Source organism: Streptomyces albidoflavus, assembly GCF_000719955.1.
Taxonomy (GTDB): Bacteria; Actinomycetota; Actinomycetes; order Streptomycetales; family Streptomycetaceae; genus Streptomyces; species Streptomyces albidoflavus.
This window is the reverse complement of the sequence record NZ_JOII01000030.1, coordinates 65,321-91,493: the sequence shown is the minus strand read 5'-3', so window position 1 is coordinate 91,493 and position 26,173 is coordinate 65,321. Positions and strand designations below refer to the sequence as shown.

The 26,173-nt window shown below is 73.5% G+C and carries 25 protein-coding genes; 10 read left to right on the top strand and 15 right to left on the bottom strand.

Translation table 11 applies throughout. From position 1 onward, the window contains the following. Window positions 1-151 precede the first annotated feature (151 nt). The 6 genes from IF45_RS0125005 (at window position 152) to cseC (ending at window position 5,822) form a co-directional block, all read left to right on the top strand. A complete protein-coding gene (locus tag IF45_RS0125005; protein ID WP_008404973.1) occupies window positions 152-901 on the top strand; it encodes a phosphatase PAP2 family protein in 750 nt (249 codons plus the stop codon). 112 nt (window positions 902-1,013) lie between these two features. After that, window positions 1,014-2,066, top strand: coding sequence for an iron-sulfur binding domain-containing protein (locus IF45_RS0125000; RefSeq protein WP_008404974.1), 1,053 nt, complete (start codon window positions 1,014-1,016; stop codon window positions 2,064-2,066). Window positions 2,067-2,283: 217 nt separating this feature from the next. Then, a complete protein-coding gene (locus IF45_RS0124995; protein WP_003948881.1) occupies window positions 2,284-2,823 on the top strand; it encodes a SigE family RNA polymerase sigma factor in 540 nt (179 codons plus the stop codon). A gap of 20 nt (window positions 2,824-2,843) precedes the next feature. After that, window positions 2,844-3,512 carry a lipoprotein gene (locus tag IF45_RS0124990; protein ID WP_030309702.1) on the top strand — a complete coding sequence of 223 codons (669 nt, stop codon included), beginning with the start codon at window positions 2,844-2,846 and terminating at the stop codon, window positions 3,510-3,512. 83 nt (window positions 3,513-3,595) lie between these two features. Further along, the gene (gene cseB / locus IF45_RS0124985; RefSeq protein ID WP_003948883.1) at window positions 3,596-4,315 is read left to right on the top strand and encodes a two-component system response regulator CseB; all 720 of its coding nucleotides are present in this window, start codon (window positions 3,596-3,598) and stop codon (window positions 4,313-4,315) included. Window position 4,316: 1 nt separating this feature from the next. Then, a complete protein-coding gene (gene cseC / locus IF45_RS0124980; RefSeq protein WP_030309699.1) occupies window positions 4,317-5,822 on the top strand; it encodes a two-component system sensor histidine kinase CseC in 1,506 nt (501 codons plus the stop codon). Window positions 5,823-5,882: 60 nt separating this feature from the next. On the opposite strand, the gene IF45_RS0124975 is transcribed toward cseC, so the two are convergent. Next, window positions 5,883-6,596 carry a M23 family metallopeptidase gene (locus IF45_RS0124975; RefSeq protein ID WP_030309698.1) on the bottom strand — a complete coding sequence of 238 codons (714 nt, stop codon included), beginning with the start codon at window positions 6,594-6,596 and terminating at the stop codon, window positions 5,883-5,885. Between the two features lie 813 nt (window positions 6,597-7,409). Here IF45_RS0124975 and IF45_RS0124970 point away from each other — a divergent pair. Continuing rightward, the gene (locus tag IF45_RS0124970) at window positions 7,410-7,835 is read left to right on the top strand and encodes a hypothetical protein (RefSeq protein WP_030309696.1); all 426 of its coding nucleotides are present in this window, start codon (window positions 7,410-7,412) and stop codon (window positions 7,833-7,835) included. Window positions 7,836-7,959: 124 nt separating this feature from the next. On the opposite strand, the gene IF45_RS0124965 is transcribed toward IF45_RS0124970, so the two are convergent. After that, window positions 7,960-10,482 carry an ATP-dependent Clp protease ATP-binding subunit gene (locus IF45_RS0124965; protein ID WP_003948888.1) on the bottom strand — a complete coding sequence of 841 codons (2,523 nt, stop codon included), beginning with the start codon at window positions 10,480-10,482 and terminating at the stop codon, window positions 7,960-7,962. A 341-nt stretch (window positions 10,483-10,823) separates the two neighbouring features. Between IF45_RS0124965 and IF45_RS0124960 the strand changes: the two genes are divergently transcribed. Further along, entirely contained in the window at window positions 10,824-11,504 is a 681-nt protein-coding gene (locus IF45_RS0124960; RefSeq protein WP_502266729.1) for an SCO3374 family protein, read from the top strand. Here the strand turns inward: IF45_RS0124960 and IF45_RS0124955 are convergent. From IF45_RS0124955 to IF45_RS0124910, 10 genes are all read right to left on the bottom strand, one after another. Continuing rightward, window positions 11,435-11,776: a histone-like nucleoid-structuring protein Lsr2 gene (locus IF45_RS0124955; protein ID WP_003948890.1), complete on the bottom strand. Its 342-nt coding sequence runs from the start codon at window positions 11,774-11,776 to the stop codon at window positions 11,435-11,437. The genes IF45_RS0124960 and IF45_RS0124955 overlap by 70 nt on opposite strands. Before the next feature lie 247 nt (window positions 11,777-12,023). After that, on the bottom strand, window positions 12,024-12,638 hold the full coding sequence (locus tag IF45_RS0124950) for an amino-acid N-acetyltransferase (RefSeq protein ID WP_030309694.1): 615 nt from the start codon (window positions 12,636-12,638) through the stop codon (window positions 12,024-12,026). A gap of 10 nt (window positions 12,639-12,648) precedes the next feature. Next, entirely contained in the window at window positions 12,649-13,206 is a 558-nt protein-coding gene (locus IF45_RS0124945; RefSeq protein WP_003948892.1) for a BlaI/MecI/CopY family transcriptional regulator, read from the bottom strand. Window positions 13,207-13,400: 194 nt separating this feature from the next. After that, a complete protein-coding gene (locus tag IF45_RS0124940; RefSeq protein WP_030309692.1) occupies window positions 13,401-13,583 on the bottom strand; it encodes a hypothetical protein in 183 nt (60 codons plus the stop codon). A gap of 81 nt (window positions 13,584-13,664) precedes the next feature. After that, entirely contained in the window at window positions 13,665-14,273 is a 609-nt protein-coding gene (locus IF45_RS0124935) for a hypothetical protein (RefSeq protein ID WP_018895481.1), read from the bottom strand. Window positions 14,274-14,444: 171 nt separating this feature from the next. Then, window positions 14,445-15,242 (bottom strand): type III pantothenate kinase, encoded by a 798-nt coding sequence (locus tag IF45_RS0124930; protein ID WP_003948895.1) that lies wholly within the window; start codon window positions 15,240-15,242, stop codon window positions 14,445-14,447. After that, complete coding sequence (gene nadC / locus IF45_RS0124925) at window positions 15,242-16,261, bottom strand: carboxylating nicotinate-nucleotide diphosphorylase (protein ID WP_030309690.1); 1,020 nt, start codon at window positions 16,259-16,261, stop codon at window positions 15,242-15,244. The genes IF45_RS0124930 and nadC overlap by 1 nt, the downstream gene beginning before the upstream one ends. Before the next feature lie 70 nt (window positions 16,262-16,331). Continuing rightward, window positions 16,332-18,080: an L-aspartate oxidase gene (locus IF45_RS0124920; protein ID WP_030309688.1), complete on the bottom strand. Its 1,749-nt coding sequence runs from the start codon at window positions 18,078-18,080 to the stop codon at window positions 16,332-16,334. Beyond that, window positions 18,077-19,108, bottom strand: a complete 1,032-nt coding sequence (gene panC / locus IF45_RS0124915) for a pantoate--beta-alanine ligase (RefSeq protein WP_030309686.1) — start codon at window positions 19,106-19,108, stop codon at window positions 18,077-18,079. Before panC ends, IF45_RS0124920 begins: the two co-directional genes overlap by 4 nt. Then, complete coding sequence (locus IF45_RS0124910; RefSeq protein WP_018895484.1) at window positions 19,105-20,103, bottom strand: Rossmann-like and DUF2520 domain-containing protein; 999 nt, start codon at window positions 20,101-20,103, stop codon at window positions 19,105-19,107. The genes panC and IF45_RS0124910 overlap by 4 nt, the downstream gene beginning before the upstream one ends. Window positions 20,104-20,363: 260 nt before the next feature. Here IF45_RS0124910 and IF45_RS0124905 point away from each other — a divergent pair, with 260 nt between their 5' ends. Beyond that, the gene (locus tag IF45_RS0124905; RefSeq protein WP_003948900.1) at window positions 20,364-21,599 is read left to right on the top strand and encodes a threonine aldolase family protein; all 1,236 of its coding nucleotides are present in this window, start codon (window positions 20,364-20,366) and stop codon (window positions 21,597-21,599) included. Between the two features lie 29 nt (window positions 21,600-21,628). Here IF45_RS0124905 and IF45_RS0124900 read toward each other — a convergent pair whose 3' ends face one another. Beyond that, on the bottom strand, window positions 21,629-22,318 hold the full coding sequence (locus tag IF45_RS0124900) for a response regulator (protein WP_003948901.1): 690 nt from the start codon (window positions 22,316-22,318) through the stop codon (window positions 21,629-21,631). Window positions 22,319-22,448: 130 nt separating this feature from the next. Next, window positions 22,449-23,654, bottom strand: a complete 1,206-nt coding sequence (locus tag IF45_RS0124895; RefSeq protein WP_003948902.1) for a sensor histidine kinase — start codon at window positions 23,652-23,654, stop codon at window positions 22,449-22,451. A gap of 177 nt (window positions 23,655-23,831) precedes the next feature. Here IF45_RS0124895 and IF45_RS0124890 point away from each other — a divergent pair, with 177 nt between their 5' ends. Further along, complete coding sequence (locus IF45_RS0124890; protein ID WP_030309684.1) at window positions 23,832-24,881, top strand: SAM-dependent methyltransferase; 1,050 nt, start codon at window positions 23,832-23,834, stop codon at window positions 24,879-24,881. Window positions 24,882-25,003: 122 nt separating this feature from the next. Here IF45_RS0124890 and IF45_RS0124885 read toward each other — a convergent pair whose 3' ends face one another. Further along, window positions 25,004-26,146, bottom strand: coding sequence for an NADH-quinone oxidoreductase subunit D (locus IF45_RS0124885; RefSeq protein ID WP_003948904.1), 1,143 nt, complete (start codon window positions 26,144-26,146; stop codon window positions 25,004-25,006). Window positions 26,147-26,173: the final 27 nt, after the last annotated feature.

Genomic DNA, 26,173 nt, shown 5'->3' with positions numbered 1-26,173 from the left:
GACCGCCCGGTTACAGCGGAACCACCGGTGTCGGTAAACCGTATGTACGGCGAGAGAATCATCAGCGCGGAGCGGTGCCGGCAGGCCGGGCACCACTCCGCCGACCGCACACCGCCCAGGACGGCCTGGACCGCTCGACAGCTTGGACGGCATGAACAGCATCTTGGAACCGGATCTCGCGCCCGTCGCCGCGGCGCACGCCGCCCCGCTCCCCGACGGGAGCACGGGTGAGGCCGCCGGCGAGACCCTCGCCGCCGCGGGCGACCTGGGAGGGACCTCCGGTCTCTACCGCGACATCCTCGACTTCGCCCACTCCACCCCGACCTGGACCAAGGACGTCGCCGAGCTGTGGACGGAGCTGGGCCTGCTGGTCTTCGCGGCGCTGTTCCTCGCCGGCTGGTGGCGCTCCCGCCGGTTCAGCCCGCAGGCCACCGCCGTGGCGGTGCTCGCACCGCTGGTCACCGGCGTCGCCTACGTACTGAGCGAGACGTTCAAGTCGGTCATCCAGGAGGAGCGCCCCTGCCGGGCCGTGGCGAACGCCGCCGCCTCGCTGGTGCCCTGCCCGCCGTACGGCGACTGGTCGTTCCCCAGCAACCACTCGACCATCGCCGGGGCCGCCGCGATCGGCCTCGCACTGGCCTGGCGCCACCTGTGGCGGCTCACCGTGCCGATGGCGATCCTGATGGGCTTCTCGCGGATCTTCGTCGGCGTGCACTACCCGCACGACGTCGCGGTCGGCCTGGTCTTCGGCGGCCTGGTCGCCTGGGGCCTGGTCCGGCTCTGCACCAAGCCGCTCACCAGACTGGTGGTGACGATGCGCGGCTCGGGCTCGGAGGCCGTGGTGTGGCTGGCCGGACCGGGCGCCCCCCGGCACTCGGCCGGAGGCGACCAGCTGAGGTGACCTGACGTCCCTCCCACCGTGTGATTCACACGGGCGGCGGTGCGGTGCCCCGGCGGGGCGCCGCACCGCTGCGCGTGTCGCGAGGGGTCCTCGTGGCAGGATCGAGAACGCCATGACTGCGTCGATGAAGCCCATGCCGAACACCCCCGCCCCCGACCGGCCTGAAGCCGTCCGCACCGCCACTCCCCCCACCACCCCACCGGCCCGCACCCCCCAGGCGGCCCACGAACCGGCCGCCGAGCCCGCGGCGGGCGCCACCGTGCCGCGCCCGGCTGCCGGCGAACCGCAGGCCGGAGCCGACCTGCACACGCCGGTCATCGCCTGGTTCGAGCAGCACGCCCGCGACCTGCCCTGGCGCGACCCGGACGCGGGCGCCTGGGCGGTGATGGTCAGCGAGTTCATGCTCCAGCAGACCCCGGTCAACCGGGTCCTGCCGGTCTACGAGCAGTGGATGGCCCGCTGGCCGCGCCCCGCCGACCTGGCCGCCGAGGCGCCCGGCGAGGCGGTCCGCGCCTGGGGCCGCCTCGGCTACCCGCGCCGCGCGCTGCGCCTGCACGGCGCGGCCGTCGCCATAGCGGAACGCCACGGCGGCGACGTCCCGGCCGAGCACGCCCAGCTGCTCGCCCTGCCCGGCATCGGCGAGTACACGGCGGCGGCCGTCGCCTCGTTCGCCTACGGGCAGCGGCACGCGGTGCTCGACACCAATGTGCGCCGCGTGCTGGCGCGGGCGGTGAGCGGCGTGCAGTACCCGCCGAACGCGACCACCGCCGCCGAGCGCCGCCTCGCCCGGGAGCTGCTGCCGGAGCGGGACGAGACGGCCGCCCGGTGGGCCGCCGCCTCGATGGAGCTGGGCGCGCTGGTCTGCACCGCGCGCAACGAGAGCTGCGCCCGCTGCCCGCTCGCCTCCCGGTGCGCCTGGAAGGCCGCGGGCAAGCCGCCGCACAGCGGTCCGGCCCGCCGCGGCCAGAGTTACGCCGGCACCGACCGCCAGGTCCGCGGCAAGCTTCTCGCGGTGCTGCGGGAAGCGGTGGCGCCGGTTCCGCAGGCGGTGCTCGACCGCGAGTGGGACGACGCCGTGCAGCGGGCCCGCGCGCTGGACGGGCTGGTCGCCGACGGCCTGGTCGAGCCGCTGCCGGACGGGCTGTACCGGCTGCCGCACTCCTGACCGTCCGCGCCCGTATCCGGACGTAAGCTCTCCGCGCGCCCCCGCTCCGGGGGCGCGCGGAGGGCTGTTACACAACCGACGTACATCCGTGCGCCCACCGCCGTCCCACGCGCCGAACCCCGTTACACCGCGCCCGTAGGTTCCTGTCCGTACCACCCCACCGCCCCCGGGCGGTCGGCGGTGGCCAGGGGATTCACGGGGTCGAGCGGAGGCGGACATGGCGCAGAACGAGGTGCTGGAGTTCGAGGAGTACGTCCGCACGCGGCAGGACGCCCTGCTGCGCAGCGCGCGCCGGCTGGTCCCCGACCCCGTCGACGCCCAGGACCTGCTCCAGACCGCGCTGGTGCGCACGTACCGGCGGTGGGAGCTGATAGCGGACAAGCGGCTGGCCGACGCCTATCTGCGGCGTGTCATGATCAACACGCGTACGGAGTGGTGGCGCTCGCGCAAGCTCCAGGAGGTCCCGACCGAGGAGCTTCCCGAGCCCGCGATCACCGACGGCACCGAGCAGCACGCCGACCGCGCCCTGCTCATGGACGTGCTCAAGGTGCTGGCTCCGAAGCAGCGCAGTGTCGTGGTGCTGCGACACTGGGAGCAGATGTCCACTGAGGAGACCGCCGCCGCCCTCGGCATGTCGGCCGGCACGGTCAAGAGCACGCTGCACCGGGCGCTCGCCCGGCTCCGCCAGGAGCTGGAGAGCCGTGAACTGGAGAGCCGCGCGCCCGAGCGTGAGGAGCAGGAGCGTTGCGCGGCCTGAGGGCTAATCCCCGGGGAGCGGTGGTCTGTGCCGCCGTGGTCTCCCTCCTCCTCGTCGTCGCCCTCATGGCCTGCACCGCCACCAGCACCGGCACCCGCGACGAGGGCCCGGCCCGCAGCGAGCCGGTCGCCTCCTCCCCCACCGGGGCGGCGAGCCCCACCCCCCGGGTGAAGCGGGCCGACGCGGTGAAGCTGCTCAAGGCGGACCCCGAGGTCGACGCGGGCGTCAAGCGCGACCTGAAGCCCTGCGTCGGCGACGAGTACCCGGTCGACGTCAGCTACGGCGACCTCACCGGCGCCAAGGTCTCCGACGTCGTGATCAACGTGCTGACCTGCGGCGACGCCGTCGGGATCGGCGCCTACGTCTATCGCGTGGCCGACGGGGGCAAGGCCGCCGAGGAGGCGGCCGCCACCCAGGGCTACGTCAACGTCTTCCGCAACGAGACGCCCCCCGTCTACGCCGAGATCGACCGCGGCGACCTCGTGGTCACCCGGCAGATGTACGACAAGGGCGACTCGGTCGCGTACCCCTCGGGTGAGGAGGTCGTGACCTACCAGTGGAAGGACGGCTCCTTCGCCGAGCAGTTCCGGCAGCACAACGACTACAGCAACACCGTCACCTCCGAGCCGCCGCAGGCGCTGGCCGAGACCCCCTCGCCGGCCCGGAGCGAGGACGGGCCCGCGGCCTGACACCATCGTTCAGCGACCGCACCGCGCAGCAGCCCCCGAGAAGCAGCAGCCCCCGAGAACTGGAGAGACAGAGGACCCGCCCGATGGCCGACCACACCCATGTCCTGTTCGTGGAGGACGACGACGTGATCCGGGAGGCGACCCAGCTCGCCCTGGAGCGGGTCGGCTTCCGGGTGACCGCCATGCCCGACGGCCTCTCGGGGCTGGAGGCGTTCCGCGCCGACCGGCCGGACATCGCGCTGCTCGACGTGATGGTGCCCGGCATGGACGGGGTCAGCCTCTGCCGCCGCATACGCGACGAGTCGACCGTGCCGGTGATCATGCTCTCGGCGCGGGCCGACTCCATCGACGTGGTCCTCGGGCTGGAGGCGGGCGCCGACGACTACGTCACCAAGCCGTTCGACGGCTCGGTCCTGGTCGCCCGCATCCGGGCCGTGCTGCGCCGCTTCGGCCACGCCGCCGGGGCGCAGGGCGCCAGAGCCGAGGAGGAGCCCTCCGGCGGGCCCGCCGAGGCCGACGGGCTGCTCCGCTTCGGCGATCTGGAGCTGGACACCGAGGGCATGGTGGTGCGGCGGGCCGGCAGCCCGGTCGCGCTGACGCCGACCGAGATGCGGCTGCTGCTGGAGTTCTCGGCCGCGCCGGGCACCGTCCTCTCCCGCGACAAGCTGCTGGAACGCGTCTGGGACTACGGCTGGGGCGGCGACACCCGGGTGGTCGACGTGCATGTGCAGCGGCTGCGCGCCAAGATCGGCCAGGAGCGGATAGAGACCGTCCGCGGCTTCGGCTACAAACTGAGGGCCTGAGGTGTCCGGTCCCTTCCGCCGCCGCTCCGCCCCCGCCGGGCCAGGGGCGGCCTCCGGTACCGGCCCCGGCGGCGCGTCCCCAGCCGCCGGGGCCCACCAGGGAAGCTGGTGGACGCGGCTGCGTGACCGGCTGCGCGGGCAGCTCCACACCGGGCTGCGGTGGAAGCTGAGCGCGGCCATCACCCTGGTCGGGGCGCTCGTCGCGCTCGCCCTCAGCCTCGTCGTGCACAACGCCGCCCGCCTCTCGATGCTCGACAACGCCCGGGACCTCCAGGACGAGCGGGTCCAGTTCGCCCAGCGGATCTACGCCGGGACGGGCCGGCTCCAGTTCGGCGCCAAGATCGACGACCCGGAGATCCCCGACGAGCTGCGGGAGCGCGCCGAGGCGGGCCGCCGCGCCACCTTCATCCAGGAGTTCCATGAGGGCGTCCCCGACATCTGGGGCGCGGTGCCGCTCGGTGACGGCCGCATCCTCTCCGTGCACACCCGCTTCACCGACCGCAGCTCCACGATCATGCGCGACCTCGACCGGGCGCTGCTCGTCGGCTCGGGCGCGGTGATCCTGGGCGGCTGCGCGCTGGGCGTCCTCATCGGCGGGCAGCTCTCCCACCGGCTGCGCAAGGCGGCGGCCGCCGCGAACCAGGTCGCCGAGGGCCGTACCGACGTACGGGTGCGGTCGGCGATCGGCGGGGTGGTCCGGGACGAGACCGACGACCTGGCCCGTGCGGTGGACGCCATGGCGGACGCGCTGAAGCAGCGGCTGGAGGCGGAGCGCCGGGTCACCGCCGACATCGCCCACGAGCTGCGCACCCCGGTCACCGGTCTGCTGACCGCCGCCGAGCTGCTCCCGCCGGGCCGCCCCACCGAGCTGGTACGGGACCGGGCGCAGGCCATGCGCACGCTGGTCGAGGACGTCCTGGAGGTCTCCCGCCTGGACACCGCCGCCGAGCGCGCCGAACTGCAGGACATCGCGCTGGGCGAGTTCGTCACCCGCCGGGTCCGCACCCTCGGCCCGGAGGTGGAGGTGCGGGTCCTCTACGACGCCGACGTGGCGACCGACCCGCGCCGTCTGGAGCGGGTCCTCGGCAACCTGCTGGCCAACGCCGCCAAGCACGGCAGGCCCCCGGTCCAGGTCACCGTCGAGGGCCGGGTGATCCGGGTCCGGGACCACGGGCCCGGCTTCCCCGAGGCGCTGCTGGCGGACGGGCCGAGCCGGTTCCGCACCGGCAGCGCCGACCGGGCGGGCCGGGGCCACGGGCTGGGGCTGACCATCGCGGCCGGGCAGGCCCGGGTGCTGGGGGCACGGCTCACCTTCCGCAACGTCCGGACGCCCGGCGCGGAGCCCGGTGCCCCGCCGGAGGGCGCGGTCGCGGTGCTCTGGCTGCCGGACCACGCGCCGACCAGCACGGGGAGCTTCCCGGTGGTCCGGCTCCCGGACGACGGTCAGGGCGCGGGCGGCCGGCGCGGGCCCTGGTGGCGTGACACGCCGAACGGCGGCGCGGGCTGAGAGCCCGCACCGCCGTTCGGGGGTGCCGTCCGCGCCGGGGCGCGGGGTGCTACGGCCGGATCACAGGCCCTTGCTGCGCAGGAACGCGGCGGGGTCGATGGCGGAGCCGTAGTTGGGGCTGGTGCGGACCTCGAAGTGCAGGTGGGGACCGCTGGAGTTACCGGTGTTGCCGGAGAGGGCGATCTTCTGGCCCTCCTTGACCGTCTGGCCAGGGCTCACGTTGATCTGCGACAGGTGCGCGTACTGGGTGAACGTGTTGTCGGTGTGCTTGACGACGACGGCGTTGCCGTAGGCGGGGCCGTCACCGGCACCGTTGCCACCGGCCTTGACGACCGTGCCGCCGGCGGCGGAGTGGACGTCGGTGCCGACCGACACCGCGTAGTCCTGGCCGGAGTGCTTGTTGGCCCAGCGGTCACCGCCGGTGCCGTAGGTGGCCGAGATGGTCGCGTTGTTCACCGGAATGGTCCACGCGGACTTCTTCTTCGCGGGCTTGGACTCCGGCTTCTTCTCCGCCTTCTTCTCGGCGGGCTTGCCCTTGGGGGCTTCCTTCTTCGACTGCTCGGCGTGCTTGACGGCCGTGGCCGCCTTCGACTGCGCGTCGGCCTGGGCGGCGACCGCACCGGCCGCAGCACCAGGAGCGGTGTCCGCACCGGTCGCGGCGGACGCGACCCCGACCCCGAGCATCGCCGAGGCGCCGAGACCGGCGGCCAGGACGGCGACCCGAGTACGGAGCTGGGGCGAGGCGAGGTTGAGGTTCGTGGCGCGCTTCGACATACGGGGTGGACCTCCGTGAAGGGGGGAACGAATGAGCCCGACGTTTCGCCGGTGCCTCACCTTGGTAACCCGCCGCCCCACCTCAGGACAAAGGGCCCATCTACTACCGGATGTCGTATATCGAAGGGGGGTAACCCACGCCCTTGACAGTTCAACCTCAGACCCCCGAATCCACCCGAAAGACCCCCCAGAAGGGGGCGAGGCCCCAGATCGGGACCGAAAGAGGGGGGTCGACCCGTCGAAGTGAAGCCGTTCACACGCCGAGCCTGCGAACCACCCCGCCAAACCGCCTCTTAAACCCCCAAAACGGACCAGAACACTCCTATGGGATGTAGTAGACCCTGAACCCCCTGTGCCGCTTGTCACCCGGCACCCCCTCCCAGACCCCCTCGAAAGTGGCCTGGACCACCCTCCCGAGCCCCTCAACTCGCCCTCCGGAAAGCCCGAATGAGGCCCCTGGAAGTGGCCCAGGCCACTCCGGAGAGGGGGTCCGGGGGCCTCGGACGCCGCCGCAACCCCCGGAGAAGGGGTGTGCAGGGAGGCGCGGGCCTCCGCAAAGGCCTCGGGAAAGGCTTCCGGGCACCTGAGAACGGGGCTCGACAGGCCTTGCCCAGAGCCCTTGGCGCCTCGCCCTCCGCCGGGGAGCCCCGGAACGGCCTTGATCCGGGCCGCCCGGGCGACCAGAGTGCCGCCATGGGATCACCGGGACGGGCCCGCGAGGGCGCGGAAGCAGGCAAGGGCGCGCGAGCAGGAGCGACGGCCGGAACAGGCCTTCCTTCTCCCGCCGTTACCCCGGCCCGGCAGGGTGCCCCCGTGCCCCCACTCCTCGCCGGCCTCCCGGTCGGCCTCTGGTCCGTCCCGTACGTGGGCTCCCGCTACCCGGGGTCCCCCGCCGCCACCGCCCGCCCCGGCCTGGCCCTGGGCGCCAACTGTCAGCTGTACGCCTACGAGGTCCTGCGCCACTTCGGCCGCCCCCTGCCGCCGCTGCGCTCGGCCGAGCTGTGGGCCGACCGTGCCGCCACCCGCGAGGTCTCCGGGCCCGCCCCGCTCGACCTGCTCCTGTACAGCCGCGACGGCACGGCGTACGGCGCCCACGTCGGCGTCTGGGTGGCCGAGGACTCCGTGCTGCATCTGTGCCGCGAAGTGGGCCACCCGGCTCTCTGGCACCCCGATGACTTCGCGGCTCGGCCCCGCTACCGGCGGCTGGTGGGGGTCAAGCGGGCTCTGCCGGCTCCTTGACCGGGCGAGGCGCGCCCAGGGACCGTGCCCCGGCACGGAAAAAGCCGCCTCCCCGGCCCCGTTCCGAAGAACAGGCCCAGGGAGGCGGCTCAGCGCGGGGGCGCCCCGGAGGGGCGCGTCCGGCTTACTCCTTGGTCAGGTTCGGACCGCCGCCGGCGGCCGACTCGACCGGCGGGGCGTCCGGGAGGGCGGACTTCTCCTCACCCCGGAAGGTGAAGGTCTTGCCGTCGCCCTCGCCCTCCGTGCCGACGACCACGATGTGGCCGGGGCGGAGGTCGCCGAAGAGGATCTTCTCGGACAGGGTGTCCTCGATCTCCCGCTGGATCGTGCGACGCAGCGGACGCGCGCCCAGAACCGGGTCGTAACCCTTCTTGGCGAGCAGTTCCTTGGCCTCCTGGCTGAGCTCCAGGCCCATGTCCCGGTCCTTCAGACGCTCGTCCACGCGGCTGACCATGAGGTCGACGATCTGGAGGATGTCGTCCTGGCTGAGCTGCGGGAAGACGATGACGTCGTCGACACGGTTGAGGAACTCGGGGCGGAAGTGCTGCTTCAGCTCGTCGCTGACCTTCGCCTTCATCCGCTCGTAGTTGCTCTTGGTGTCGCCCTGGGCGGCGAAGCCCAGGTTGAAGCCCTTGGAGATGTCCCGGGTGCCGAGGTTGGTCGTCATGATGATGACCGTGTTCTTGAAGTCGACGACCCGGCCCTGGGAGTCGGTCAGGCGACCGTCCTCCAGGATCTGGAGCAGCGAGTTGAAGATGTCCGGGTGGGCCTTCTCCACCTCGTCGAAGAGGACGACGGAGAACGGCTTGCGGCGCACCTTCTCGGTCAGCTGACCGCCCTCCTCGTACCCCACGTAGCCGGGGGGCGAGCCGAAGAGGCGGGAGACCGTGTGCTTCTCGCTGAACTCCGACATGTCGAGGGAGATCAGCGCCTCCTCGTCACCGAAGAGGAACTCGGCGAGCGCCTTGGACAGCTCGGTCTTACCGACACCGGACGGGCCGGCGAAGATGAACGAGCCACCGGGACGCTTCGGGTCCTTGAGGCCGGCCCGCGTACGCCGGATCGCCCGGGAGAGCGCCTTGACGGCGTCCTTCTGGCCGATGACGCGCTTGTGGAGCTCGTCCTCCATGCGCAGCAGACGCGAGGACTCCTCCTCGGTCAGCTTGAAGACCGGGATGCCCGTGGCCGTGGCCAGGACCTCGGCGATCAGGTCCTCGTCGACCTCGGCGACGACGTCCATGTCGCCGGCCTTCCACTCCTTCTCCCGCTTGGCCTTGGCGGCCAGGAGCTGCTTCTCCTTGTCGCGGAGGGAGGCGGCCTTCTCGAAGTCCTGCGAGTCGATCGCGGACTCCTTGTCCCGGCGGACACCGGCGATCTTCTCGTCGAACTCGCGGAGGTCCGGCGGCGCGGTCATCCGGCGGATGCGCATCCGGGAACCGGCCTCGTCGATCAGGTCGATCGCCTTGTCCGGCAGGAAGCGGTCCGAGATGTACCGGTCGGCCAGGGTCGCGGCGGCCACCAGCGCGGAGTCGGTGATGGAGACCCGGTGGTGGGCCTCGTACCGGTCCCGCAGACCCTTGAGGATCTCGATGGTGTGCGGCAGCGACGGCTCGGCGACCTGGATCGGCTGGAAGCGGCGCTCCAGCGCGGCGTCCTTCTCCAGGTGCTTGCGGTACTCGTCGAGGGTGGTCGCACCGATCGTCTGGAGCTCGCCGCGGGCGAGCATCGGCTTGAGGATCGAGGCGGCGTCGATCGCGCCCTCGGCGGCGCCCGCGCCGACGAGCGTGTGCAGCTCGTCGATGAACAGGACGATGTCGCCGCGGGTGCGGATCTCCTTGAGGACCTTCTTCAGGCGCTCCTCGAAGTCACCGCGGTACCGGGAGCCGGCGACCAGCGCGCCGAGGTCCAGGGTGTAGAGGTGCTTGTCCTTGAGGGTCTCAGGCACCTCGCCCTTGACGATGGCCTGGGCCAGGCCCTCGACGACGGCGGTCTTGCCGACGCCGGGCTCGCCGATGAGGACCGGGTTGTTCTTGGTGCGGCGCGAGAGCACCTGCATGACCCGCTCGATCTCCTTCTCGCGCCCGATGACCGGGTCGAGCTTGGATTCGCGGGCGGCCTGCGTGAGGTTGCGGCCGAACTGGTCGAGGACCAGGGAGGTCGAGGGCGTGCCCTCGGCCGGACCGCCTGCCGTGGCGGCCTCCTTGCCCCCCGAGTAACCGGAGAGCAGCTGGATGACCTGCTGCCGCACCCGGTTCAGATCGGCGCCCAGCTTCACGAGGACCTGGGCGGCGACGCCCTCGCCCTCGCGGATCAGGCCGAGCAGGATGTGCTCCGTGCCGATGTAGTTGTGGCCGAGCTGGAGGGCCTCGCGGAGCGACAGCTCCAGGACCTTCTTGGCGCGAGGGGTGAAGGGGATGTGGCCGGACGGGGCCTGCTGGCCCTGGCCGATGATCTCCTCCACCTGCTGGCGGACCGCCTCGAGCGAAATCCCGAGGCTCTCCAGGGCCTTAGCGGCGACACCCTCACCCTCGTGGATCAGTCCCAGGAGAATGTGCTCGGTGCCGATGTAGTTGTGGTTGAGCATCCGGGCTTCTTCCTGAGCCAGGACGACAACCCGCCGCGCACGGTCGGTGAACCTCTCGAACATCGTTAATCGCTCCTCAGAGCGGTCAGGCAGTAAGGGGTCGGTCCCCTCCCTGTCCTTCCGCAGCTTAGTCCCGCAAGCGGGGACCGCTCATTCCAACTGCCGACACCCGTCGATGGCCTCCTGACCCCGAACGCCGACAACTGCTCCAACCCGATGGTGCGAGACGATGTTCCCGCAGGCCAAGCTGTTACCCGCAACGCCACTACGCCGATGGCGAACGCGGGACGGCCGGACGAGGCTCGCGCCCCTCCCCACTAGGCATCTCTTACCCGCGCCGACCGGCAGTCCATGCCGATCACCCCCCATCCCTCAGCTACGGGCGAACAGCCTTGCGCCGCCGAATGCCACGCGGACCGCTCACCGTGCGAACGCTTCGCACACAAGCAAGAACGCTCCGTAACCTCCGGATGGTTCCCGCCGTTCTCCCCCACATGACATCGACGGGCCGCGAGGACGGGGCGTACGGCGCCTGGCGCCGGTGGTACGCGCGGGTGCCGGGGTGGACGGTGACGGGCGGGGCGGTGCCGCTGCTGCCGGCCGGAACCGCCTTCGACGCGCTCTCGCTGCCCGCGGCGGCGGGGCGGGAGGTGCTGGACCGGCTGCGCCCCGCGACGCCGGTGGCGCTCGACGGGGAAACGGTGCACCTGCTGGTGGCGCCCGGCTCCGCGGGCGAGCTGCCGGGGCTGCTCGACTGGCTGGAGTGGGGGCCGCTCGTACCGGAGCTGCGCGGTGTCGGGGAGGGCGGCCACCTGGTGGCGCCCCCGCCGCCGGGGCTGCGGGGGCCCGGGGTGGCCTCGCGGTGGCTACGGCCGCCGGTGGCCCGCGGGCCGGGGCGCGCGCCCGTCCTGCCCGGTCTGACGCGTCTGGGCGACGGTGGCGCCCCCGACCTCGTACGGCTGGTGAGCGTGGCGGCCACCGCGTGCCACCGGCTCAGGCTGGGGAGGAGCGGAGATCAGCCGTTGGCCTTCTCGTACTCGGCGCGGATGTTGGCGGGGACGCGGCCACGGTCGTTGATGTCGTAACCGTTCTCCTTGGCCCAGGCGCGGATGACCGCGGTCTCGGGGCCGGAACCGCCGGAGGTGGCGCGGGTCGCGCGGCCACGGCCGCCGGTGCTGCGGCCGCCGGTGCGCCGGCCGCCCTTCACGTACCGCTCCAGGAGCGAGCGGAGTTCTTCCGCATGCTCGGACTTGAGGTCGATCTCGTAGGACTTGCCGTCGAGCGCGAACGTCACCGTCTCGTCCGCCTCGCCACCGTCGAGGTCATCGACAAGAAGGACCTGAACCTTCTGTGCCACGGGATTTCCTTTCATCGATAACTTCAGGGCCGAGGCCGCAGCGGACGCCCGCTGTTTCGCCATCCCCTGTTATATGCAGTACGCCGGAAAGCAAACCGCTTTTCACCGGAAAACACAAACCCCCGGAGGGAACCGATGCACGCAAGAGTCCGGGAAGAGGTCCGGAAACGTGCGCGTTTCGGACATAGCTCACCACAGTCGGGCCGCGTTCGGGAAATGGCGGGCGATCGCCGTACAGCTCCGGGGCTCAGAGATGCAGAAGCATCCGGCTGTTGCCGAGGGTGTTCGGTTTCACCCGTTCGAGCCCGAGGAACTCCGCGACACCCTCGTCATAGGAACGCAGCAGCTCGCTGTAGACGTCGTGATCGACCGGTGTCTCACCGATCTCGACGAAGCCGTGACGGGCGAAGAAGTCGACCTCGAAGGTGAGGCAGAAAACCCTTCGCACTCCCAGCCAGCGCGCGGTCTGAAGGAGCTTGCCGAGCACCTGATGCCCCACGCCCGCGCCTCTGACCTCAGGATTCACCGCGAGAGTACGGACTTCGGCGAGGTCTTCCCACATCACGTGAAGGGCGCCGCACCCCACCACCTCGGCGTTGTCGTCGCGTTCCGCGACCCAGAACTCCTGGATGTCCTCGTAAAGGGTCACCGTCGCTTTGTCGAGCAGGATGCCCTTGCGTACGTAGGAGTCGAGCAGAGTACGGACCGCGGGGATGTCGCTGGTACGGGCGCGGCGGACGCTGAGGGCTTTCGCGGGGAGTGCGCCATAGCCGCCGGGCGCGCGGCCCGGTCCGGCCCCGTCCGGCGCGGCCGTGTGTTCTGCTGCTGCTTCTGCGGAGTCATCCGCCGACCCTGAGGACATACCGGCGACGCTATCGCCCGCCTCCGGCCTCGGCGGCACCGCCCTCCGATTCCGGGAGTTCCGCCGCCGTGCCGGGATCCGAGGGCGCCCCGGAGTCTTGTGCCGGTTCCGGGGAGCCTTGCTCTTCTCCGGCTTCTGCGGCTTCTCCGGCTTCTGCGGCTTCTCCGGCTTCTTCCGCGCCTTCGGACTCTTCCGCACCTTCCGCGCCTTCCGGTGGCGCGGGGACTTCCCGGGGCTCTTCCGCGGGAAGTTGGATGACACGCATCGCATCACCGAGGGCATCGCGTTGTTCGGGCGACATCATGCCGAAGAAGGCGACGAGTGCGGCGGCCTGGTTGTCGCTGCGCTGCCACGCCTCGTTCATCAGTGCCGCGGCGTACGCGGCCCGGGTCGAGACGGCCGCATATCGATAGGCCCGCCCCTCCGCTTCTCTCCGCACCCAGCCCTTCTGATAGAGATTGTCCATTACCGTCATCACGGTGGTGTAAGCGATCGATCGTTCCTGCTGGAGATCTTCCAGTACTTCCCGAACCGTCACCGGACGGTTCCACTTCCACACCCGTGTCATGACGGCGTCTTCAAGTTCTCCCAAGGGCCGAGGCACAGGTGCACCTTAGTGCGGGAACAGGCGCATTCCCCGGCGGACATGGCGCGGCGCACGAAAAGGGATCGACTCGCCTCCCCGCCCCGGGAATGCGGAAACCCCGCTCCGGCCGTGCGGCGGGGCACGGCGGGCGGGGTGCGTCGGGTCGAGCGGGCCGGTCAGGCGTCCTTGGCCGGCGCGCTGGCCTGCTGGGTGCTGTCGGCGCGGGCGAGGGCGGCGTCGACGGCCGCGTCCTCCTTGGCCTTGTTGGCGCCACCCTGGGTCTTCACGATGGTCACGATGAGGCCGCCGAAGAAGAGGGCCATCACCGTGGGAGGCAGAAGCGCGGAGACGTAGTCCATGGCACCAGGGTAGCCACCGGTTTCCCGGGCGCGCGTCCGCCCCCGGCCGTGTCGGCGCGGGGGCGGAGGCGGTGGCGCCGGTCAGCCGGCGGCGAGCTTTCTCGGGGGTTCCGGCGGGGCCGGTTTGCGCTTGGGCGGGAAGACCTCGGCGGGGGTGGGGACCGGACGCTCGCGCTCCGGCTCGGGCGTGGCGGGGCGCCGGTCGGGGCCGGGTCCGGCCGGGCGTCGCTCCTCGGCCGCGTCGCCGCCGCCGGGCAGGGCGTGCAGGCGGGTGCGGGAGGCGGGCACCGTGGCGCGTGCGGGCTCGGCCGCGGCCTGGCGGCCGGCCAGTTTGGCCCGGACCGCGCGCTCGGCGAGGACCCGGCAGCGGGCGAGCAGGTCGGCCGCGACCGCGTTGCCGCGCAGCGCTCTGAGGGCGGCGAGGTCGTCGGGGGCCGGCTGGTATCCGGCGCCGAGGGCTTCCTCCAGCAGGGGGAGGTACCCCGCGACCGTGCCCGGCAGGGCCGCCCGGTAGCGGGCCAGGTCGGCGAGGAGGAAGTCACGGAGCCGGGCACTCTCGTGGACCGCCTCGTCGACCGAGTGGGCCAGACGCAGACAGGTGGAGACGTCTTCGTCGTCGGCGGTGCTGGGATGGAGGGCGATGGCGAGGGCGCGTCGGAGCACACGCAGCTCGTCTGCGCTGAACGCCATGCCGCCGCGGAATCCGTATGGCGTGGGCATGGGCCGACGATACGCACAAACCAGACAAAATCCGCTTAACGTAAATGGGGTGGCGCGGCTCCGCACGTCAGGGCCCACCGAACGGCCCCCGCCGCTCCGCCGGAAGGGCGGACGGACGGGGGCCGGGGACACGGGGCGCGGTCAGATACGGGGGCGGTTGCGCTCGTAGACCAGGCGGAGGCCGATGAGGGTGAGCCAGGGCTCGTGCTCGTCGATGACGGTGGACTCCTTGAGGACCAGCGGGGCGAGGCCGCCGGTGGCGATGACGGTGACGTCCTCGGGGTCGTCGGCCAGCTCGCGGGCCATCCGGGCGACCACGCCGTCGACCTGGCCGGCGAAACCGTAGATGATGCCCGACTGCATCGCCTCCACGGTGTTCTTGCCGATCACGCTGCGGGGGCGGGCCACCTCGAACTTGCGGAGCTGGGCGCCCTTCGCGCCGAGCGCCTCGACCGAGATCTCGATGCCGGGGGCGATCACGCCGCCGACGTACTCGCCGCGGGCCGAGACGGCGTCGAAGGTGGTGGCGGTGCCGAAGTCGACGACGACCGCCGGGCCGCCGAAGAGCTCCATGGCGGCGGCCGCGTTGATGATGCGGTCGGCGCCGACCTCCTTCGGGTTGTCCATCAGGATCGGCACGCCGGTCTTGATGCCGGGCTCGACCAGGACCGCGGGCACGTCGCCGTAGTACCGCCGGGTGACCTCGCGCAGCTCGTGCAGGACCGAGGGGACCGTCGAGCAGATGGCGATGCCGTCGATGCCGTCGCCCAGTTCCTCGCCGAGCAGCGGGTGGGTGCCCATCAGGCCCTGGAGGAGGACGGCCAGTTCGTCGGCGGTGCGCCTGGGGTCGGTGGAGATCCGCCAGTGCTCGACGATCTCGTCGGCGTCGAAGAGACCGAGAACGGTGTGGGTGTTGCCGACGTCGATGGTGAGCAGCATCAGGCGCCCGCTCCCTCGACGAGGGTGAGGCGGGCCTCGCGCAGGTCCAGGCCGATGTCGAGGATGGGCGCGGAGTGGGTGAGGGCGCCCACCGCGAGGTAGTCGACGCCGGTCTCGGCGTAGGCGCGGGCGTTGTCCAGGGTGAGGCGGCCGGAGGACTCCAGCAGGGCGCGGCCGTCGACCAGGGTGACGGCCTCCTCGGTCTCGAGGGTGGTGAAGTTGTCCAGCAGGATCAGGTCGGCGCCCGCGTCCACCACCTCGCGGAGCTGGTGCAGGGTGTCGACCTCGACCTCGATGGGTACCTCGGGGAACCGCTCGCGGACCGCGCGGAAGGCGGCGGCGACCCCGCCCGCGGCCACCACGTGGTTGTCCTTGACCAGGGCCGCGTCGGAGAGCGACATGCGGTGGTTGACGCCGCCGCCGCAGCGCACGGCGTACTTCTCCAGGGCGCGCAGGCCCGGGGTGGTCTTGCGGGTGTCGCGGACCTTCGCCTTGGTGCCCTCCAGGGCGTCGGCCCAGGCGCGGGTGGCGGTGGCGATGCCGGAGAGGCGACAGAGGATGTTGAGGGCGCTGCGCTCGGCGGTGAGCAGGTCGCGGGTGCGCGCGGTGACGGTCAGCAGCGGCTCGCCGGCGATGATCCGGTCGCCGTCCTCGGCGTGCCGCTCCACCTCGAACTCCTCGGTGGCCACGATCGACAGCACCGCCTCGGCGATCTGGAGGCCGGCGACCGTGCCGTTCTCCCGCGCGGTGAAGTCGGCGACGGCGGTGGCGGACTCGGGGATGGTGGCGACGGTGGTGACGTCCTCGCCGTCGGCGAGGTCCTCGGCCAGCGCCAGCAGGGCGACCTGCTCGACGTCGAACGGGTCGATGCCGGCCGCGGTGAAGAGGGCGGCCAGCGCCGGGTCGATGGTCAGGTCGCTCTCCTCGGGCGCGTGCCCGCAGCCGCAGGAGTCACCGCAGCCGCCGCCCTCGTCCTGGGCGCCGATCCGGTGGAGGGGGTGGTCGGGGGTGCTGCTCACGGTCGGGGCTCCTGGGGAGGGTGAGGTCCGGATGGGCGGGGGCCGGCCGGTGCGTGGCCGCCGGTACGGCTCACGGCGTCTCCCCGGCCGGGACGGTGGCCGGGAGACCGGCTCCGTCGGTGGTGTGCACGCTGAGCGTACGGCCCTGGTTCAGCCGGGTGACGAGGTGGCGGCGCCAGTGGGTGTCGTCCCGGTCCGGGTGGTCCTCGCGCCAGTGGCAGCCGCGGGTCTCGGTGCGGCGGCGGGCGGAGTCGACCAGGACCCGGGCGACGCAGAGGAGGTTGGTCGCCTCCCAGCTCTCGACGCCCGGCTCGGCGGGCTTGGCCTCGGCGGTCGCGCCCCCGGCCGTCGCGTCCCCGGCCTGCGCGCGGAGGGCGGACAGCGTCTCGGCGGCCTCGGCCAGGGAGGCTTCGGAACGGAGCACTCCGGCGCCGCGCGTCATGGCCCGCTGGATGGCGAACCGCTGCTCGGGCGCGAGGAGCGGGATCGTCTCGGCCCGGGCGGGCTCGGCCGGGACGGGCGCGGGGGCCCCGGCCGGGTGGGCCGCCACGATCGCCTCGGCGATGCGCTCGGCGTAGACCAGCCCCTCCAGGAGGGAGTTGGAGGCGAGCCGGTTGGCGCCGTGGACACCGGTGCAGGCGGTCTCCCCGCAGGCGTAGAGGCCGGGGAGGGTGGTGCGGCCCGAGCGGTCGGTGCGGATGCCGCCGGAGGCGTAGTGGGCGGCGGGGGCGACCGGGATCGGCTCGGTGACCGGGTCGATGCCGTGGGCGCGGCAGGCAGCGAGGATGGTCGGGAAGCGCTCGGCCCACATCTCGGCGCCGAAGTGACGGCCGTCGAGGTACATGTGCTCGGCGTCCTGCTCCAGCATCCGGCCGGTGATGCCCTTGGCGACGATGTCGCGGGGCGCCAGCTCGGCCAGCTCGTGCCGGCCCACCATGAAGCGCGTACCGCCGGCGTCGACCAGGTACGCGCCCTCGCCCCGGACCGCCTCGGAGACCAGCGGCTGCTGGCCCTCGGCGTCGGCGCCGAGGAAGAGGACGGTCGGGTGGAACTGGACGAACTCCAGGTCGGAGACCTCGGCCCCGGCGCGCAGGGCGAGCGCCACGCCGTCGCCGGTGGAGACGGCCGGGTTGGTGGTGGCCGAGAAGACCTGGCCCATGCCGCCGGTGGCGAGGACCACGGCGGGGGCGTGGATGGCGCCGACGCCGTCGTGCCGCCCCTCCCCCATGACGTGCAGGGTGACGCCCGCGGTGCGGCCCTCGGCGTCGGTGAGCAGGTCGAGGACGAGGGCGTTCTCGACGGTGCGGATGGCGCGGGCGCGCACCGCCTCGACCAGGGCGCGGGAGATCTCCGCGCCGGTCGCGTCGCCGCCCGCGTGGGCGATCCGGCGGCGGTGGTGGCCGCCTTCGCGGGTGAGCGCGATGGTGCCCGCCGCGTCGGCCTTGTCGAAGACGGCGCCGGTGTCGATGAGCCGGCGTACGGCGTCGGGTCCCTCGGTGACGAGCAGGCGGACGGCGTCCGCGTCGCAGAGTCCGGCGCCGGCGACGAGGGTGTCGTCGAGGTGCTGCTCGGGGGTGTCGCCCTCGCCGAGCGCGGCGGCGATGCCGCCCTGCGCCCACCGCGTCGACCCGTCGTCGAGCCGCGCCTTGGTGACGACGACCGTACGCAGTCCGGCCGCCGCGCAGCGCAGGGCGGCGGTGAGTCCGGCGACGCCGCTGCCGACCACCACGACGTCGGCGGGCTCGGCCCAGCCCGGAGCGGGCGCGGGCAGCCGTATCGCCGGGCGGGGGGCGGTCGGTGCGGAGGGCTGGCCGGTCACGAGGCGGCTCCGTGCGGTGCGAAGTGGAGGGGGAGGTTGTCGATGAGGCGGGTGGTGCCGACCTTGGCCGCGACGGCGAGGAGGGCCTCCCCTTCGTGGTCCTCGGTGATCTCGGCGAAGGTGGCCGGGTCGATGAGGGCGAGGTAGTCGAGGACGAGCGGCGGCTCGGCGCGGGCCGCGTCCGCCAGGACGGCGCGGGCGGACTCGCGGACGGCGGCCGGGCCGGGAAGCCGGGCGTGGGCCACGGCGTGGGCGTCGGCGGCGAGCCGGGACTCGCCGAGGGCGTCGAGCGCCCCGGCGCGGGCGGAATCGCCGGGGGCGGCGTCGGCGCGGTCGCGCAGGGCTTCCTGGGCGCCGAGGCGGTCGCGGCCGGCGAACAGGGCGCGGGAGAGGGCGAGGGCGGTGCGGCGCTCGGCCGGGGAGAGGAAGCGGTTGCGGCTGGAGCGGGCCAGCCCGTCGTCCTCGCGGACGGTGGGGACGGCGACGATCTCCACGCCGAAGTTGAGGTCCTGGACCATCCGCCGGATCAGCGCGAGCTGCTGGGCGTCCTTCTGCCCGTAGAGGGCGAGGTCGGGCCGGGTGAGGTGGAGGAGTTTGGCGACGACGGTGAGCATGCCGTCGAAGTGACCGGGGCGGGTGGCGCCCTCCAGGAGTCCGCCGAGCGGCCCGGCGGTGATCCTGACCTGCGGTTCGCCGCCCGGGTAGACCTCGTCGACGGAGGGCGCGAAGACCAGGTCGGCGCCGGCCGCGCGGGCCGTGGCCAGGTCGGCTTCGAGGGTGCGCGGATACCGGTCGAGGTCCTCGCCCGCGCCGAACTGGAGCGGGTTGACGAAGACGGTGACGACGACCTGCCCGTCGGGTCCGGCCAGTTCGCGGGCGGAGCGGACGAGCTGGGCGTGGCCCTCGTGGAGCGCGCCCATCGTCATCACCACGGCCCGGCGCCCGGGGCGCGGCGCCGCGTGCAGCTCGGCGGCGGTGCGGACGAGGGCGGGGGCCGGCGCCGGGGAGGCGGGGGGGGGGTGGGTCATCGGTCCGTTCCGTCCTGGTCTTCGCCGTCGGGGCGCTCGTCCGGGTGGTCGCCGCCGGCGGCGCCGGGTGCCTGGCGGGGTACGGAGTCCTCGGCGCGGTCGGCGAGGACGGCGAGGAGGGCGGCGGCGAGGTCAGGCTTGAGCAGGCCCTGGTCGAGGGCGCGGTCGGCGGTGGCGCGGGCCATCGCGAGGTACCCGGGGACGGTGCGCGGGGCGTGCGCGCGCAACTGCTCGACGTGGGCCTCGACGGTCCCCGCGTCTCCGCGGGCGACGGGGCCGGTGAGGGCCGCGTCGCCGGAGCGCAGGGCGTTGTCGAGGGCGGCGCCGAGGAGGGGGCCGAGCATCCGGTCGGGGGCGGTGACCCCGGCCGCGCTCAGCAGCTCCATCGCCTCGGCGACCAGGGTGACCAGGTGGTTGGCGCCGAGCGCGAGGGCCGCGTGGTAGAGCGGACGGGCCTCCTCCGCGATCCACTCGGGCTCCCCGCCCATCTCGATGACGAGGGCCTCGGCGGCGAGCCGCAGCTCGTCGGGGGCGGTGACGCCGAAGGAGCAGCCGGCCAGGCGCTGCACGTCGACCGGGGTACCGGTGAAGGTCATGGCGGGGTGCAGGGCGAGCGGCAGCGCCCCGGCCCGGCGGGCGGGATCGAGCACGCCGACGCCGTACCGGCCCGAGGTGTGCACCAGCAGCTGGCCCGGGCGGACGGCGCCGGTGGCGGCGAGTCCTTCGACCAGGCCGGGCAGGGTGTCGTCCGGGACGGTGAGGAGGACGAGGTCGGCGGCGGCCAGCACCTCGGCCGGGGTGACCAGGGGGACGCCCGGCAGCAGGGCGTCGGCGCGGCGCCGGGAGGCGTCGGAGACCCCGGAGACGGCGACGGGGCGGTGTCCGGCGAGCTGGAGCGCGGCCGCCAGGGCGGGGCCGACACGGCCCGCGCCGACCACGCCGACGGTGAGGCGGGCGGGGCGGTCGTGGGGGTCGGGGAGGGAGGGTGTGTTCACTCGGCTGGGGCCTTCCGTTCCAGTCCGCTGGGGGTACCGGACGATTTCCGTCATGCTAACGCGGGCCATTCGGGCGGGGCTCGCGGTTGTCCACAGGCTGTGCATATTTGTACGACCGGCGGAGCGACACCCTCCATTTGATCTCTCCGCAGGTCGCGCCGGAGTGGCGGAGACCGGACCGGCGAACCGGACCGAACGCCTCCGCACCGGCTCCCACGACGCCCGCCACGCCCCGGGCACGGCTGGGACATCATCGGCGCATGAACGAGAACGAGCGGAATCGGCAGAGAGTGACGGACCCGGCGGAGCACACCGGGACGGAGTCGCGCGTCCCGGAGGGCGGCGAGCCGGGCGAGGCTCCCGGCGAGGGCGAGGCGCACGCCCGGCGCGCGGCCGCTCTGCGGGGCGCGGAGCGGGTCCTCGCGCGCCACAGCATGGACGCCACCCTCCAGGAGCGGCTGGCCGCCCTGCCCGCGCAGGCCGCCTCCGTCTACGACCTGGCGGAGCCGGTGGACGTGTACGGCAACGGCGTGGTCGAGGCCCTGGAGGACCGGGTCGCCGACGTGCTCGGCACCGAGGCCGCCGCCTTCTTCCCCACCGGGACGATGGCCCAGCAGGTCGCCCTGCGCTGCTGGGCGGGGCGTTCGGGGAACAGCACGGTGGCGCTCCACCCGCTGGCCCACCCCGAGGTGCACGAGGGCGGCGCGCTGGGCGCGGTCGGCGGGCTGCGCACCGTCCACCCGACGCGGGAGCGGCGGCTGCCGACCGCCGCCGAGGTGCGGGAGTTCCCGGAGCCCTTCGGCACGCTGATGCTGGAACTGCCGCTGCGGGACGCCGGTTACACCCTGCCCACCTGGGAGGAGCTGACGGAGGTGGTGGCCGCTGCCCGGGAGCGCGACGCCGTGGTCCACCTGGACGGCGCCCGGCTCTGGGAGTGCACCACGCACTTCGGCCGCACCCTGCCGGAGATCGCCGCCCTCGCCGACACCGTCTACGTCTCCTTCTACAAGTCCCTGGAGGGCATCGGCGGCGCCGCCCTGGCGGGCCCGGCCGAGCTGGTGGAGGAGGCCAGGACCTGGCGCCACCGGTACGGCGGCCAGGTCTTCCAGCAGTTCCCCACCGCCCTCGCCGCCCTGCACGGCCTGGAGACGGTCCTGCCGCTGCTCCCCTCCTACGTGGCCAAGGCCCAGGAGGTCGCCGAGGCGATCGGCGCCGGGTTCACCGCGGCCGGCCTGCCGTGGTTCCGGCTCCACCCCCGGCCGGTCCACACCCACCAGTTCCAGGTCTGGCTGCCGTACGAGGCGAAGGCGCTGGACGCGGCCGTCACGGAACTGGCCGAGGAGACGGGCACGGCCCTGTTCCGCCGCTGGATGCCGGGGGACGCGCCGGGCGTCTCGATGGCCGAGGTGACGGTGGCGGGGCCGGGGCTGGCGTGGACGCGGGAGGAGGTCGCCGGGGCCGCCGAGGAGTTCGCCCGGCGGGTGTCGGCGGGGTGAGCCGGGGCTGAGCGGGGGGGGCCGCCGCCTCAGCGGGCGCCGCCGGTCCCCCCGGAGCCGGCGCGGACCAGGCCCGTCTCGTAGGCGAGGACGACGACCTGGACGCGGTCGCGCAGGCCGAGCTTGGTGAGGATGCGGCCCACGTGGGTCTTGACGGTGGCCTCGGAGAGGACGAGGTGGGCGGCGATCTCGCCGTTGGAGAGGCCCTGGGCGACGAGGACCATCACCTCGCGCTCCCGCCCGGTGAGCCGGTCCAGACCGGCGTGCCGGGGCGCGGCGGAGGCGTCGGGGAGCATCGGCGCGAACCGGTCGAGGAGGCGGCGCGTGGTCGACGGGGCGACCACGGCGTCCCCGCTGTGCACGGAACGGATCGCGGTGAGCAGTTCGGAAGGAGGAACGTCCTTGAGCATGAACCCGCTGGCCCCGGCCCTGAGGCCGGTGAAGGCGTACTCGTCCAGGTCGAAGGTGGTCAGGATCAGCACCTTCGGCGGGTTCTCGGCGGCGCAGATCCGCCGGGTGGCCTCCACCCCGTCCAGGCGCGGCATCCGCACGTCCATCAGCACCACGTCGGTGGCGGTGGAGCGCAGCGCCTCGATCGCCTCGACACCGTCGCTCGCCTCCGCGACCACCTCCATGTCGGGCTGGGCCGAGAGCACCATGCGGAAGCCGGTGCGCAGCAGCGCCTGGTCGTCGACGAGCATCACGCGGATCGGCGCCATGCGAATCCCTTCCCTGTCCTGTCGGGGTACTGCGTCCTGTCCGGGTACTGCCTCGTCCTGCGGGGGTGGTGCGCTGCCGGGCCCGGTCCGCCGGGCGTGGACCGCCTGCCGGGGCGGTCCGTCGAGGATGTCACCCCGCCGGTTTCAGCGGGAGCAGGACGCTGATGCGGAAGCCGCCGCCGGGGCGCGGGCCCGCGTCCAGCGTGCCGCCGACCATGCCGACGCGTTCACGCATCCCGATCAGCCCCTGGCCCTGGCCGTCGGCGCCGCCCTCCCCGTACAGCTCGCGGGGGGCTCCGGCGCCGTCGTCCTCGACCAGGACACCCACTCCGTCGTCGAAGTAGACCAGCCGGACACTGGCGCCCACGTCGGGCCCGGCGTGCTTGCGGGTGTTGGTCAGGGCTTCCTGGACGATGCGGTAGGCGGTGAGGCCGACGCCGCTGGGCAGCGGGCGCGGGGAGCCCTCGACGCGGTAGTCGACGGCGAGCCCGGCGGCCCGCACCTGCTCGACCAGCTCGCCGAGCTGGTCGGCGTCGGGCTGCGGCACGTACTCGCCGGTGTCGGGCTGGCCGTCGCTGCGCAGCACACCGAGCAGCCGGCGCATCTCGGCGAGCGCCTGGCGGCCGGTGGTGGAGATGGTCTCCAGCGCGGCCTTGGCCTGCTCGGGGGCGGCGTCGATGACGTACGCGGCGCCGTCGGCCTGGACCACCATGACGGAGACGTTGTGGGCGACCACGTCGTGGAGTTCCCGGGCGATGCGTGCCCGTTCGGCCGCGACGACGATCTTGGACTGGGCCTCGCGCTCCCGCTCCAGCCGGTCGGCCCGCTCCTCCAGCTGCGCGAAGTAGGCCCGGCGGGTGCGCAGCGAGTCGCCCAGCACCCAGGCGAGGACGAACGGCACCGTCATCACGGCCGCCCAGAACAGCCGGGCCGCCGTCCCGCCGCTCTCCAGCGGCCAGCGGGCCTGGGCGAGCGGCGCCGCGACGATCCCGCCGACGAGCGCCAGCCGCGACGCCCACTTCTCCCCGTGGGCCGCCGCGGTGTGGATGACCACCAGCATCGCGAAGTCGGCCGGGATCACCGGCACGTCCAGGACCAGCTGGGCGACGCCGCCCGCGGCGGCGAGGAGCAGCATCCGCTCGGGCGCCTTGCGGCGCAGCGCGAGCACCACGCAGAACACGCCGACGATCACGGCGTGCGGGAGCAGGGGAATCCGCCGGGGCTGGTCCGGGTCGGCCGGCAGCAGCTCCATCGAGCTGACACCGAGCAGGACGACGGCCCAGAAGCAGTCGACCCACGTGGGGTGTCGGCGGATGAGATCGTAGAGACGCTGCACGTGATCCAGCGTATGCAGGTCGCCGAAGCACCCGGGTCAACCGGAGGGCCGATCCATGTACGCCACGCGTACTCCCCTAGGTGGATGCCCGCCCCACGCACCCCCTGGCCGCACCGCACGCCCCCGCCTCCCGGTCCGGGGACGGAACCGCCGCCGGGCGGTCCTAGCCTTGGCCGGATGACGAGCGAGGGTGCGTGGCGCGGGTGGCGGGCGGCGACGGAAGAGGCGCTGTACGGGGCGGACGGGTTCTACACGGGTGAGGCGGGTCCGGCCGGGCACTTCCGTACCTCGGTGCACGCCTCGGCGCTGTTCGCGGGGGCGGTCGCCCGGCTGCTCGGCGCGGTCGACCGGGTGCTGGGCGGGCCGCCGGAGCTGGCCTTCGTCGACATGGGCGCGGGCCGGGGCGAGCTGAGCGCCGGAGTGCTCCGCGCGCTCCCGCCCGCGCTGGCGGCACGCACCACGGTCTACGCGGTGGAGCGGGCCGTGGGCCGTCCGCCCGGGCTGGACCCGCGCATCGCGTGGCGGGCCACTCCCCCCGAGGGGGTGACGGGCCTGCTCTTCGCCAACGAGTGGCTGGACAACGTCCCTGCCGAGGTCGCCGAGGTCGCGCCGGACGGCACGGTGCGCCTGGTGGAGGTCGCGCCGGACGGTACGGAACGGCTGGGCGCCGGCGTCTCGGCCGAGGATTCCGCCTGGCTGGAGCGGTGGTGGCCGCTGGCGGGGACCGCGCCCGGGGCACGCGCGGAGCTCGGGGGGACGCGCGACGCCGCCTGGGCAAAGGCCGCAGGGACGGTGCGGCGGGGCCTCGCCGTGGCGGTGGACTACGGCCACGAGCGCGCGGCCCGGCCCCCGTTCGGCACGCTGACCGGCTTCCGCGAGGGACGCGAGACGCGTCCGGTGCCGGACGGCTCCTGCGACCTCACCGCGCACGTGGCCCTGGACGCCTGCGCGGCGGCGTTCGCCGCGACCCCGGCGGGCGCCTCGGGTCCCGGCCCGGCCCTGCTCACCCAGCGCGAGGCCCTCCACGGGCTCGGAGTCCGGGGCGGGCGCCCGCCGCTCGCCCTGGCCTCCACCGATCCGGCCGCGTACGTACGGGCGTTGAGCGGTGCCGGTGAGGCGGCCGAGCTGACGGCCCGCGGCGGCCTCGGCGACTTCGGCTGGCTGCTCTGCCCGGCCGGCATCCCGCTGCCGCCGCTCGCCGGCGGCCCGGAAGGCGGCGGCCGATGAGGCGGCTCAGGTGCCCGGAGCGGGTGCGGCATGCGGCACGGGCGGTGCGGAACTGGTCGCTCCGCCGGTACGCGCGAGCCCGCTCCCGCCTTCGCGCCCTGCTCGGCGGCGTCCCCGGCGGCCTACTTGTCGATGTCCCCGACCACGAAGAAGAGCGAGCCCAGGATCGAGACCATGTCCGAGACGAGGGTGCCCGGCAGCAGCACGGCCAGCGCCTGGATGTTGTTGTAGGAGGCGGAGCGGAGCTTGAGCCGGTAGGGGGTCTTCTCCCCCTTGCTGACCAGGTAGTAGCCGTTGATGCCGAGCGGGTTCTCGGTCCAGGCGTAGGTGTGCCCCTCGGGGGCCTTGAGGACCTTCGGCAGGCGCTGGTTGACGGGGCCGGGCGGCAGCTCGGCGTACCGGTCGAGGCAGGCGTCGGCGAGGTCGAGGGAGTTGTACGTCTGCTCCAGCAGGCACTCGAACCGGGCCAGGCAGTCGCCCTCCTCCCGGGTGACGACCTTGAGGACGTCGGCCAGCTCGGCGTAGGCGAGGTAGGGCTCGTCGCGGCGGAGGTCGAAGTCGACGCCGGAGGCGCGGGCGATGGGGCCGCTGACCCCGTAGGCGTGGACGTGTTCCTGGCTGAGGACGCCGATGCCCCGGGTGCGGCCGCGGAAGATCTCGTTGCCGAGGACGAGCCGGTCGAAGACGTCCATGCGGGCGCGGACGGCGGCGACGGCGGCGCGGGCGCGCTCGGGCCAGCCCGCGGGCAGGTCCTCCTTGAGGCCGCCGACCCGGTTGAACATGTAGTGCATCCGGCCGCCGGAGAGCTCCTCCATGACGGCCTGGAGCTCCTCGCGCTCGGTGAAGGCGTGGAACATCGGCGTGATGCCGCCGAGTTCGAGCGGGTACGAGCCGAGGAACATCAGGTGGTTGAGGACCCGGTTCAGCTCGGCGAGGAGCGTCCTGAGCCAGACGGCGCGCTCGGGCACCTCCATGCCGAGCATCCGCTCGACGCCGAGGACCACGCCCAGCTCGTTGGAGAAGGCCGACAGCCAGTCGTGGCGGTTGGCGAGCATGATGATCTGCCGGTAGTCACGCGCCTCGAAGAGTTTCTCGGCACCCCGGTGCATGTAGCCGACGACCGGTTCGGCCGAGACGACCTGCTCCCCGTCGAGCACGATGCGCAGCCTGAGCACGCCGTGGGTGGAGGGGTGCTGGGGCCCGATGTTGAGCACCATGTCGGTGCTCTCCGCGCCGCCGCCGATGCCGATCATCGTCTCCGTCATGGGGTCAGTCTCTCGCATCTACGCTGG

Bases quoted from the DNA above. Each gene is read 5' to 3' on its own strand.
- IF45_RS0124935 (WP_018895481.1), bottom strand. From the start codon at position 14,273: ATGGCGTTCAGCGCAGACGAGCTGCGTGTGCTCCGACGCGCCCTCGCC.
- IF45_RS0124945 (WP_003948892.1), bottom strand. From the start codon at position 13,206: ATGACACGGGTGTGGAAGTGGAACCGTCCGGTGACGGTTCGGGAAGTA.
- IF45_RS0124905 (WP_003948900.1), top strand. From the start codon at position 20,364: ATGAACGAGAACGAGCGGAATCGGCAGAGAGTGACGGACCCGGCGGAG.
- cseB (WP_003948883.1), top strand. From the start codon at position 3,596: ATGGCCGACCACACCCATGTCCTGTTCGTGGAGGACGACGACGTGATC.
- IF45_RS0124975 (WP_030309698.1), bottom strand. From the start codon at position 6,596: ATGTCGAAGCGCGCCACGAACCTCAACCTCGCCTCGCCCCAGCTCCGT.
- IF45_RS0124960 (WP_502266729.1), top strand. From the start codon at position 10,824: ATGCCACGCGGACCGCTCACCGTGCGAACGCTTCGCACACAAGCAAGA.
- IF45_RS0125005 (WP_008404973.1), top strand. From the start codon at position 152: ATGAACAGCATCTTGGAACCGGATCTCGCGCCCGTCGCCGCGGCGCAC.
- IF45_RS0124950 (WP_030309694.1), bottom strand. From the start codon at position 12,638: ATGTCCTCAGGGTCGGCGGATGACTCCGCAGAAGCAGCAGCAGAACAC.
- IF45_RS0124885 (WP_003948904.1), bottom strand. From the start codon at position 26,146: ATGACGGAGACGATGATCGGCATCGGCGGCGGCGCGGAGAGCACCGAC.
- IF45_RS0125000 (WP_008404974.1), top strand. From the start codon at position 1,014: ATGACTGCGTCGATGAAGCCCATGCCGAACACCCCCGCCCCCGACCGG.
- IF45_RS0124965 (WP_003948888.1), bottom strand. From the start codon at position 10,482: ATGTTCGAGAGGTTCACCGACCGTGCGCGGCGGGTTGTCGTCCTGGCT.
- IF45_RS0124940 (WP_030309692.1), bottom strand. From the start codon at position 13,583: ATGGACTACGTCTCCGCGCTTCTGCCTCCCACGGTGATGGCCCTCTTC.
- panC (WP_030309686.1), bottom strand. From the start codon at position 19,108: ATGACCCACCCCCCCCCCGCCTCCCCGGCGCCGGCCCCCGCCCTCGTC.
- IF45_RS0124995 (WP_003948881.1), top strand. From the start codon at position 2,284: ATGGCGCAGAACGAGGTGCTGGAGTTCGAGGAGTACGTCCGCACGCGG.
- IF45_RS0124900 (WP_003948901.1), bottom strand. From the start codon at position 22,318: ATGGCGCCGATCCGCGTGATGCTCGTCGACGACCAGGCGCTGCTGCGC.
- IF45_RS0124890 (WP_030309684.1), top strand. From the start codon at position 23,832: ATGACGAGCGAGGGTGCGTGGCGCGGGTGGCGGGCGGCGACGGAAGAG.
- IF45_RS0124930 (WP_003948895.1), bottom strand. From the start codon at position 15,242: ATGCTGCTCACCATCGACGTCGGCAACACCCACACCGTTCTCGGTCTC.